This window comes from Nostoc sp. NMS7 (genome assembly GCF_017115085.1).
Taxonomy (GTDB): Bacteria; Cyanobacteriota; Cyanobacteriia; order Cyanobacteriales; family Nostocaceae; genus Nostoc.
The window spans coordinates 1-8502 of sequence record NZ_JABXKJ010000173.1; the positions used below are offsets into that span (position 1 = coordinate 1).

Genomic DNA, 8502 nt, shown 5'->3' on the forward strand with positions numbered 1-8502 from the left:
AATACCCTTAAACGGCTGCCCATATCCCTGTTACCTTTATAGAAAAATTCTACGTATTTACTTATCTTTACATAGTTTGGTTTTTTCACCTCGTTCTACTTAATTGGTAATTGCCGCATTATTAATTACTATATCTGGCGGTTCATACTTGTTCAGTATATGTTCTGCCCATTTTTTTACAAGCTGTCCCCCTTTACTTCGTCCAATCGCTTCCCTGTCTGCATCCCCCCCTTTGCACCCGCACTGTGCTGATGGGCGCGGACTATGCTCGAGTCAATCATGGCATATTCGTTGTCTGCATCATCGGCTAATACCTCAAAGACTCGTTGCCACACCCCACTTTTTGCCCAGCGACTAAACCGCGTGTGTACCACTCGGAAGTCCCCAAACCGTTCCGGTAAGTCTCGCCACGGGATACCTGCTCGGTAGCGATATAACACGGCTTCCACGAACGACCGATTGTATGAAGGCTGTCCCACCGACATAACCTTCTCGTCCCGGCAATAGGTCTTTGAGGCGCTCCCACTGGTCTTCCCGGAGGGTATAACGGCGGCAAGTCATAGCTCTATAATCCTTCTAAAATCTTTTCTCTGTTTACTTTACCTTCCTTTACATCAACTGATGACAGACCCTAGGACGACACGGGCACCTTGCTTTGCTGCTGAAAGTGCTGCCCAACTGCCAGCCGGCCCGCCACCCAAAACTAAGACATCAGTGGTAATTACACTCTGTGCTGTCGAGACTTGAAAAGTTTTTGTATTCATATCATCGCTGTATAAATTTGTTTAGTATCCTGCTTCCTTATTGACTACATTCCGTAAAAGCTTATTGCCTCGGTAACGCTCTAAGTTATCAAGGAACAAGTCTGTAATGCGTCCTTTCAATGCTGGGGAAATTGCGGAAGTATGAGGTGTAATAAAGAGGTTAGGTAATGACCATAAAGGACTTTTTGGCGGTAAGGGTTCAATAGAAACTGTGTCTAATCCTGCACCTGCAATCCAGCCTTCAGTGAGAGCGTTTGTTAATGCTGATTCATCTACAACTGAACCGCGACCGACATTAATTAAATAAGCATGACTGGGTAGGGATCGCAGTACTGTTTCATCAATTAAGGCTTTGGTTTGTGGTGTCAGAGGTGTGGCTACAACTAGATAGTCAACTTCTGGTAATAATGCGTGCCATTCATTGCCAACGACGATTTTATCAAAATTTGTTAGAGGTTCAGGACGACGACGACCACCCCAAACTCTCGCTCCAAATGGTTTAATACGAGCTGCGATCGCTTGGCCTATATTTCCAGTCCCAAGAATTAATACAGTTGAATTTGCCAACTCTGGCAGTACTAACCAGCTTTTTCGCCAAGTACGTTGGTCATGAGCAGCTTGCAATTGCCGTAACTGTTTGGCGTGATAGAGGATCAAACTTAAGACAAATTCCGAAATCGGAATCGCATGAACTCCCGCGCCATTAGTCAGAATGATATCGTGTTCGAGAAAAATCGGTGTCAAAATGTGATTTACACCAGCACTAGGAGTCTGTTGCCAACGTATTCCAGGAGCAGCTGCCAGCACCTTATGTAGAGTGGTCGGTTTCAATTTAAACCCATTGAGATAAACTTCAGCATCACTAGGATCGCTATCAAAATTACCATCACTATCTACCCGCACAAATCGTGTATCCGATGGTAGATGTGGCTCAATCTCGGCGGCAAGCTCTGTAGGTAGAATTAGTTTGACCACGGCTTAATCCTTCATAGAATTACTTTAATATCCTGCTGACTACTCATCTACCCAGCAATAATATTAGTTAGGTAGAGTAGACAGCGATCGCAATACGTTTTCAATTTAATTTTTGTTAACAGTCAACAGTCATAAGTGAATTTGGCAAACTTGAACTAGTTTCATAAACTACGGTAAGTCTATCGACTTAAAGATGTTAAATTATAAACTAGGAAACACTTTACAAGGCTAGATAAAGCAAGTCAAGCTTTTCTTGAAGAATCTCAGATTTTGGTGTTTGTTCTCGCTGTTATCTTTACCGTTGGGTTGTTGTGGCAAAAACTGTGGAATCGGGAGTGACTCTAATGATACAGCTATCTAATCAAAAATACGGTTTTTCTAGCGATTAGGTGTACTTTATGTGGTAAATCAGAGTATTATAAAAATTTAAATAATATTAAATCTAAATTCTATTGGCTGGATTGGAAATAAATTTATTCCTAGTAAACAGACTTGATAAATTCTCTGTAACTCTTGATACGAGACTACTATGAAGGCTAATTCTTTCACTACTCATACTCCAACCACGATAGTTATTGTTGGCGGAGGCTTTAGTGGTTCTCTAGTCGCTACACACCTATTAAAAACAGCCAGCCAACCCCTCATTATTAAACTGATTGAGCGTAGTCCTCAAATTGGTAAAGGCATTGCGTACAGCACAGATACTAACTGTCACTTGCTAAATGTCTCAGCAGGTAACATGAGTGCATTTGCTCACGATCCGGGACATCTAATGCGGTGGCTTCAGTACAACCATAACGAGTTAGCTGCATTTTTTTCTGAAGAAGTTAATGCTAGTAGCTTCATACCACGTAAAGTTTATGGTTTATACATTCAGTCGATTTTGGCAGAAGCCGAAGCTACAGCACCTACTGATGTCCGACTAGAAAGATTGAACGATGAAGCAGTAGGAATAGAGCCAGCAGAAAACGGTGCAATCATCTCTTTGCGTAGTGGTCGTTGTTTTAACGCAGACAGAGTTGTGTTGGCATTAGGAAATTCGCCCTTTGCACCTCCCGCAATTGATCGTGCAGATACTAACAATGAAAGTTATCGGCGGAATGCTTGGTCAGCCGATGCCCTAGCAGAGATTGATCCTGATGCTTCGGTATTGCTCATTGGTACAGGACTGACGATGGTGGATATGGTTTTATCTCTTCATGATCGCCAACATCGGGGCAAAATTTATGCAGTGTCTCGAAGAGGGTTGTTTCCGCTAAAACATCAAGCATCTCAGCCTTATCCTACTTTCGTCTCTCTGGAAACTTCACCCAACACAGCGCGCGGTTGGTTAAGTCGGTTGCGTGACGAAGTAAAAGTTGCGAATGTTCAAGGTTACGATTGGCGAGCCGTGATTGATTCGTTACGCCCAATTACTCAAAAAATGTGGCAAAAACTACCAACTGTAGAAAAGCAGCGTTTTTTGCGTCATCTAACATCCTATTGGGATATTCATCGACACCGTATTGCTCAAAAAGTAGCAGATGTGGTGCAAGAAATGGTGGACTCTGGTCAACTGACTATTTCCGCAGGGCGAATTCAAGCATATCAACCCTTGTCAGATGGCGTAGCAGTGACTATATCTGGGCGCAAAACCCAGACAAATACTGTCTTACAAGTTCAGGGAGTAGTGAATTGTACAGGGGTAGCCGCAGATTATCGCCGATCGCCTCATCCGCTAATTGCTAATTTGCGATCGCAGCGATTAATCCGTCCTAATGCCATTGGTTTAGGATTAGATGCAGATATTCACGGTGCTTTATATACAGCAGACGATCAAGTTTCAACTTTGCTTTATACCTTGGGAACTCTTCGCAAGGGCGACTTGTGGGAAACTATCGCTGTTCCAGAATTACGCGTACAAGCACAAAAATTATCTCAGACGTTGTTGCAGTCATTGCCAGTGCGTGTAAGTTCTATTCCGGTGATGCCTTTGTTAGATAGTGACGCAAGCACTCGCAACTGGGAAATTTCTCACTCAACCTTACTATTTCGGCAATTTTTTGACCCAGAAAGCAGTAGCTATACATATTTAATTGCCGATCGGCAAACTGGAGATGCTGTTTTAGTCGATCCTGTATTAGAGCAAGTCGATCGCGATTTGCAAGCATTAGATGAACTAGGATTAAAACTATGCTACTGTCTTGAAACGCACCTGCATGCAGATCACATCACAGGCGCAGGCCAACTCAGACGCAAAACAGGTTGCCAGGTGATTGTGCCACAAAATCCTGCTGTAACAAAAGCCGATCGCTCTCTTGTTGGTGGCGAAATCCTCGAAGTCGGCTCGGTAAGCATCGAAGCAATTTCCACACCAGGCCATACTGCTAGCCACATCGCATATTTAGTGGATAATACCTGCTTATTAACTGGTGATGCTTTATTGATTCGTGGTTGTGGACGCACAGATTTTCAAGGAGGCGATGCAGGAACTCTATATGATGCAGTGACGCAACACTTATTTATTTTGCCAGATGAGACTTTGGTGTATCCGGCTCATGACTACAAAGGACGTACAGTTTCTACCATTGGCGAAGAAAAACGCCTTAATCCCAGATTTAACGATCGCAGCCGCAGTCAATTCATTACTATCATGAATAATCTCAAATTGAGTTATCCCCAAAAGATGAATGCTGCACTACCTGCAAATGAATACTGTGGTGATTTTATTCCTCAAGAAAGCTTAGATTCCGCCACAAGTCCGGCTACAGATGCAGAACAAAAACAAATAGAACTCACAGTTATGACTAATACCGAAATCTACAATGATTACTTTGCTATGTACATTTAGTAATCTGACGCACAAAGATGGACAAAACACCCTTTATCGCGCTTGCGAGTGGGTACAAGTAGGCATCACCGTGCCAAAAGGGGAAAATTGTACGCTAAGGCTAAAAGCCTTCCTCCATAAGCATCTTAGCCACCCATTTTTCAATAATACCCGTAAGTGAGATTGAGCCGAGATAGGTGTAATTTGGCGTAGATACAGCGAAGCTTTCAGCAGAGGCAAGATAGGCTGAAAGTACTGCTATGAATCACTTTCAGGCTATAAAATTCTCAAAAAGACTAATACTAGTATTTTTAGACACATTTACCCTGTCTCAATTGGCAACCTGACATTGAGATCCAGAAGCATAATTCCCTTTTCAACTCACAAAGTCAACTAAAAAGTTGATTTAAAATATTGTTTATTTGCCCGGAAAACCAATAAGAGCAGCTGTGATCAGCTTCATTATAATTAGCATCAAGGCAATTTTCCGCATTTTCTAATCTACCAATTGAGCCTTTGATTTCAATTATTGATATTTGTTCGCTTTCAGCTTCAATAATTTCTTGTACTCTTGATTCTGGTAGTTTTTCGGCAGAGAGGGAATCTATTGATAAGCCTGTGTCTACAACAATAGTTGATAAATGATAAATTGATTTACATCCATCATCGATGCAAAATACTAAACAATTATTCCTTACGTAAATCTCAGTAATTTTCATTATATAAATCCATGCTTTGATGAGATGATTGTACAAAATTTCAAAATCTCCATTTTGTCATTTCGCCTTCTGAATCCCTTTATCCGCATTGCCGTAAAGAATTGTATCACCGGCTTCATCCACAATTTCAATGTACCCATCTGGGTGAAAATCTGGATAAATATATTGTTTTACAATGCCAAATTGCTGACAGGGATTACAATTCTCATCGTGCGATTCAAAAGTAACTCGATCGCCGGATTTTAATCTTCTTTTTCCCATTTTGATTTATTCATTTTGACTGGTAGATAGAAGAGTAAATGTGAATGCGTATATCAATAGCTTTATACCAACCAGCAAGCACAGCATCATCTGAAATGTCTCCAAGAACTACCAAACCATCTTCTTTATTCATCCAGTAAGGCAAAGGGTTAGGACTCAACCAACCAGAAGCGATCGCTTCTTTGTCTCGCTCAAAAACTAAAATTTCTAAACTTTGCTCGTATCTTGAATAGTAGTAAGGTAAATAGCAGGATGGGTACTCTCTTAGAGATTCACGATTAACTGTGTATGATTGCCAACGCAGTTGCTCTCCCTTGATTTCTTTATGATTAGCTTCTAGCCAATCATAAAGCTTTTTAGCTTGCCGCAATGCGTGGTCTTTGCCTGCAAAAACGACGTTGGGAAGAAAAATATCGCCGTCAAAATGCACCGCAATGTCAAATAAATCTTCTTCATAATCTGGTTCTTCTGCTTCTGTTACTTCAATGATTCCATCTTTGTATAATTCCGTTTTCATCCTAAACTAGCTTCTTCAAGCACTATTTTTTACCCATTTTGCCATTTCATATTTTGCAAAGCCTATACCCTGGATGCCAGCCAGCAGCGATCGCTTCTTGATTTTTTGTGTGATTTATATCAAATTGCACTTTGATAAATTTTTTCCCAGTATCCATGTCATGGTGCAAGCGATAGGGCATCTCTACAGCTTCTCCCCATCCCATGTCTCTTAATAAACGCTTGTCGTTAATAATTTCCACCGTTAATACACCTTTTAAAAATTTGTATGGTAAGTATCTCGCCATCGCAAAGCCTAATTCTTTTGCCTCTGGGGGAGGATCACAAATCCTTTTACCCTGTTTATCCTCCCCAATTCCTAAAAATGAATCTTCATAAGCATAGAAAAGACTGACTGGGGGACTATAACCAGCTTCTCTTGCTTCAGGGGCTACCCAGCAATCAACTTCTAATGTGGGTATTTTGTATAATTGGTCGTATTCTGGAAGCCACATTTGATAAGGAAGAAAGCACCATCTATTTTGGCTTTCTAGCGCGTTTTGCTTGCAAGATTTAGCATTAGGGCAAACACCCGCAGGAATACCAGACAACATCTCACAATCCAGAAATAGCCAGCAACCTTCTTTACTGGTTTGCTGAGTTATTTTTTTTCGTTTAGACATAATACCCTTTTAGATTATTATCAATCAAGACAACTTTTAATTGTTTTAATATCATTAGATAAATCTTTTTTTAATAATTTTAAACTAATCATGAAGTCATAAACATAATCATTAATACCAATCTTACTTAAATCAACATTATCCGTATTTAGCTCCTCCCGTAAATCTTCTAATGAATCAATGTCGGTTCGCAGACTAAGTGAAAAATTCTCAACGGAAGAATAGGGTTTCTGGCTTGTATTGTCGCAGACTAAGTGAAAATTTGTCGCAGACTAATTGAAAATTTCCTACCAAATTCGCAGACTAATTGAAAATTTCTTTTGATTCTGCACGTAACTGTATTGTAGTATTTTTATCTTAACCTTAGTACAGCCCACCTTAAAGAAGGTACGGAATTCACTTTTGGAATGAGTAGCGTCTAGTGTGATATCTCCGCTTGTTATAGGCCAATACGGTTCAGTTAAGGCTAAAAGTCTTTATCAAAGTCAAATTTTTTAACGTAGACGCGTTTAAGAAGCCACATTTGATAAGGAATGCCACACATTCTATTTTGAGGTGGCAAACCTAACGCTTTACATACTTCGTGATTAGGGCAGTTCTCTGGTAGTTCACCCGTCATCACTTTGCAGTCTAGAAATAACCAACAATCTTTCTCCTGAATTTTAGGCATTATTTAATTAGATGTTTTCAATTATTAGGATACTTAAAAATCAGTTAGATTTTAGCAAAGTTATCTTATTTTTAGACTATATTACCCTAAAATAAACGTTAGGAATAAATCGAAATTTTCAAAATTGTTATTAAAGCAAAAAGGAGAAAATGAATAACGTTATTATTCCCATCGAATTTGAACTCGCGGCAATAAAAATAGCTCAAGCGCATTTCCCTTGGCTACGTTTTAAAGTATCTCCTATCCAGGAGAAGGGAAGAGTCTACAATCGCTCATCAGACGCTATTTATTTTGAAGCTTACTTTCAAAATAGTTTGATTGATTATGATCCTCTCCACAAAAATAATTATTATTTTGTGTTATCCCTAATTCCTGTATACTGAATTATCTAATTCAGAACTACCGAGTGCGATCGCATAATCTAGTGAATAACCCTGAACTCAATAACTTACCTCCGATTAAACTTATTCCTCTGGACGCTGAAACTGCATCGCTCTCTGGGCGTACTAGAGTTACAAGACCACCAACCGATATTCGGTGGGTAAAGGTGCTGGAATTTTTACGCAGCAATAACCTTGCACCGAACAGTCGTAAGCTTTATGAACGCGAACTGAAGCGGTTTTTAGGATGGACAGAGCTGCACTATCATGAATTCCGTCCACGTCATTTAGGTCAGTACAAAGAGTATTTGCGTGATTTTGTACGTACAGATGCAGGTAATCCCCTTTCAAAAAGCAGCATCAATGCCGGAGTTGCTGCACTCAAAAGCTTTTTCAAATGGATGTCTTACACGTATCCTGACATAATTTCTACTAATCCCACACTGGGGATTAAACTGGAAAAAGTACCTCTGCCACCAGCCCAGAGTTTAACCCCAGAAGAGATGGAACAGGTTTGGTCAGCGTTGGAATTGCTGGGAGAAGCAAAGCAACGGGATACAGCACTGGTTCACATTCTCAGTCATGGGCTGCGTGCTGGAGAAGTTGTGCAGCTAAATGTTGGCTCATTTGATGGCAAGCTACTATTTTTACCAGACACCAAAACGAATGAACCACGCTTAGTTCCACTGCGGATGCTGTTGGCGAAATATTTCTTAACATTGCCAAGCAAGGAAGCGCGATGTCTG

The 8502-nt window shown here is 40.5% G+C and carries 9 protein-coding genes and 1 pseudogene; 3 read left to right on the forward strand and 7 right to left on the reverse strand.

Annotation, left to right across the window (positions count from 1 at the left end):
* Positions 1 to 186: 186 nt before the first annotated feature.
* The 3 genes and pseudogenes from HWQ38_RS19110 to HWQ38_RS19120 form a co-directional block, all read right to left on the reverse strand.
* Positions 187 to 561 (reverse strand): annotated as a pseudogene (locus tag HWQ38_RS19110) (IS5 family transposase); the annotation flags it as partial.
* Positions 562 to 614: 53 nt separating this feature from the next.
* A complete protein-coding gene (locus HWQ38_RS19115) occupies positions 615 to 764 on the reverse strand; it encodes an FAD-dependent oxidoreductase (protein WP_292796447.1) in 150 nt (49 codons plus the stop codon).
* A gap of 21 nt (positions 765 to 785) precedes the next feature.
* Complete coding sequence (locus tag HWQ38_RS19120) at positions 786 to 1739, reverse strand: D-2-hydroxyacid dehydrogenase (RefSeq protein WP_292796449.1); 954 nt, start codon at positions 1737 to 1739, stop codon at positions 786 to 788.
* 529 nt (positions 1740 to 2268) lie between these two features.
* On the opposite strand from HWQ38_RS19120, the gene HWQ38_RS19125 reads away from it, so the two are divergent.
* Entirely contained in the window at positions 2269 to 4569 is a 2301-nt protein-coding gene (locus tag HWQ38_RS19125) for an FAD/NAD(P)-binding protein (RefSeq protein WP_292796451.1), read from the forward strand.
* Between the two features lie 368 nt (positions 4570 to 4937).
* On the opposite strand, the gene HWQ38_RS19130 is transcribed toward HWQ38_RS19125, so the two are convergent.
* Genes HWQ38_RS19130 through HWQ38_RS19145 form a run of 4 tightly spaced genes read right to left on the reverse strand, consistent with a single transcriptional unit; the run spans position 4938 to position 6706 of the window.
* Positions 4938 to 5267, reverse strand: coding sequence for a hypothetical protein (locus HWQ38_RS19130; RefSeq protein ID WP_292796453.1), 330 nt, complete (start codon positions 5265 to 5267; stop codon positions 4938 to 4940).
* A 57-nt stretch (positions 5268 to 5324) separates the two neighbouring features.
* The gene (locus HWQ38_RS19135) at positions 5325 to 5528 is read right to left on the reverse strand and encodes a hypothetical protein (protein WP_292796455.1); all 204 of its coding nucleotides are present in this window, start codon (positions 5526 to 5528) and stop codon (positions 5325 to 5327) included.
* 10 nt (positions 5529 to 5538) lie between these two features.
* Positions 5539 to 6045 (reverse strand): hypothetical protein, encoded by a 507-nt coding sequence (locus tag HWQ38_RS19140; RefSeq protein ID WP_292796457.1) that lies wholly within the window; start codon positions 6043 to 6045, stop codon positions 5539 to 5541.
* A gap of 46 nt (positions 6046 to 6091) precedes the next feature.
* The gene (locus HWQ38_RS19145) at positions 6092 to 6706 is read right to left on the reverse strand and encodes a hypothetical protein (RefSeq protein WP_292796460.1); all 615 of its coding nucleotides are present in this window, start codon (positions 6704 to 6706) and stop codon (positions 6092 to 6094) included.
* Positions 6707 to 7525: 819 nt separating this feature from the next.
* On the opposite strand from HWQ38_RS19145, the gene HWQ38_RS19150 reads away from it, so the two are divergent.
* Positions 7526 to 7759, forward strand: a complete 234-nt coding sequence (locus tag HWQ38_RS19150; RefSeq protein ID WP_292796462.1) for a hypothetical protein — start codon at positions 7526 to 7528, stop codon at positions 7757 to 7759.
* Between the two features lie 41 nt (positions 7760 to 7800).
* The coding region (locus HWQ38_RS19155; protein WP_292796465.1) for a phage integrase N-terminal SAM-like domain-containing protein at positions 7801 to 8502 on the forward strand (702 nt) is incomplete at its 3' end.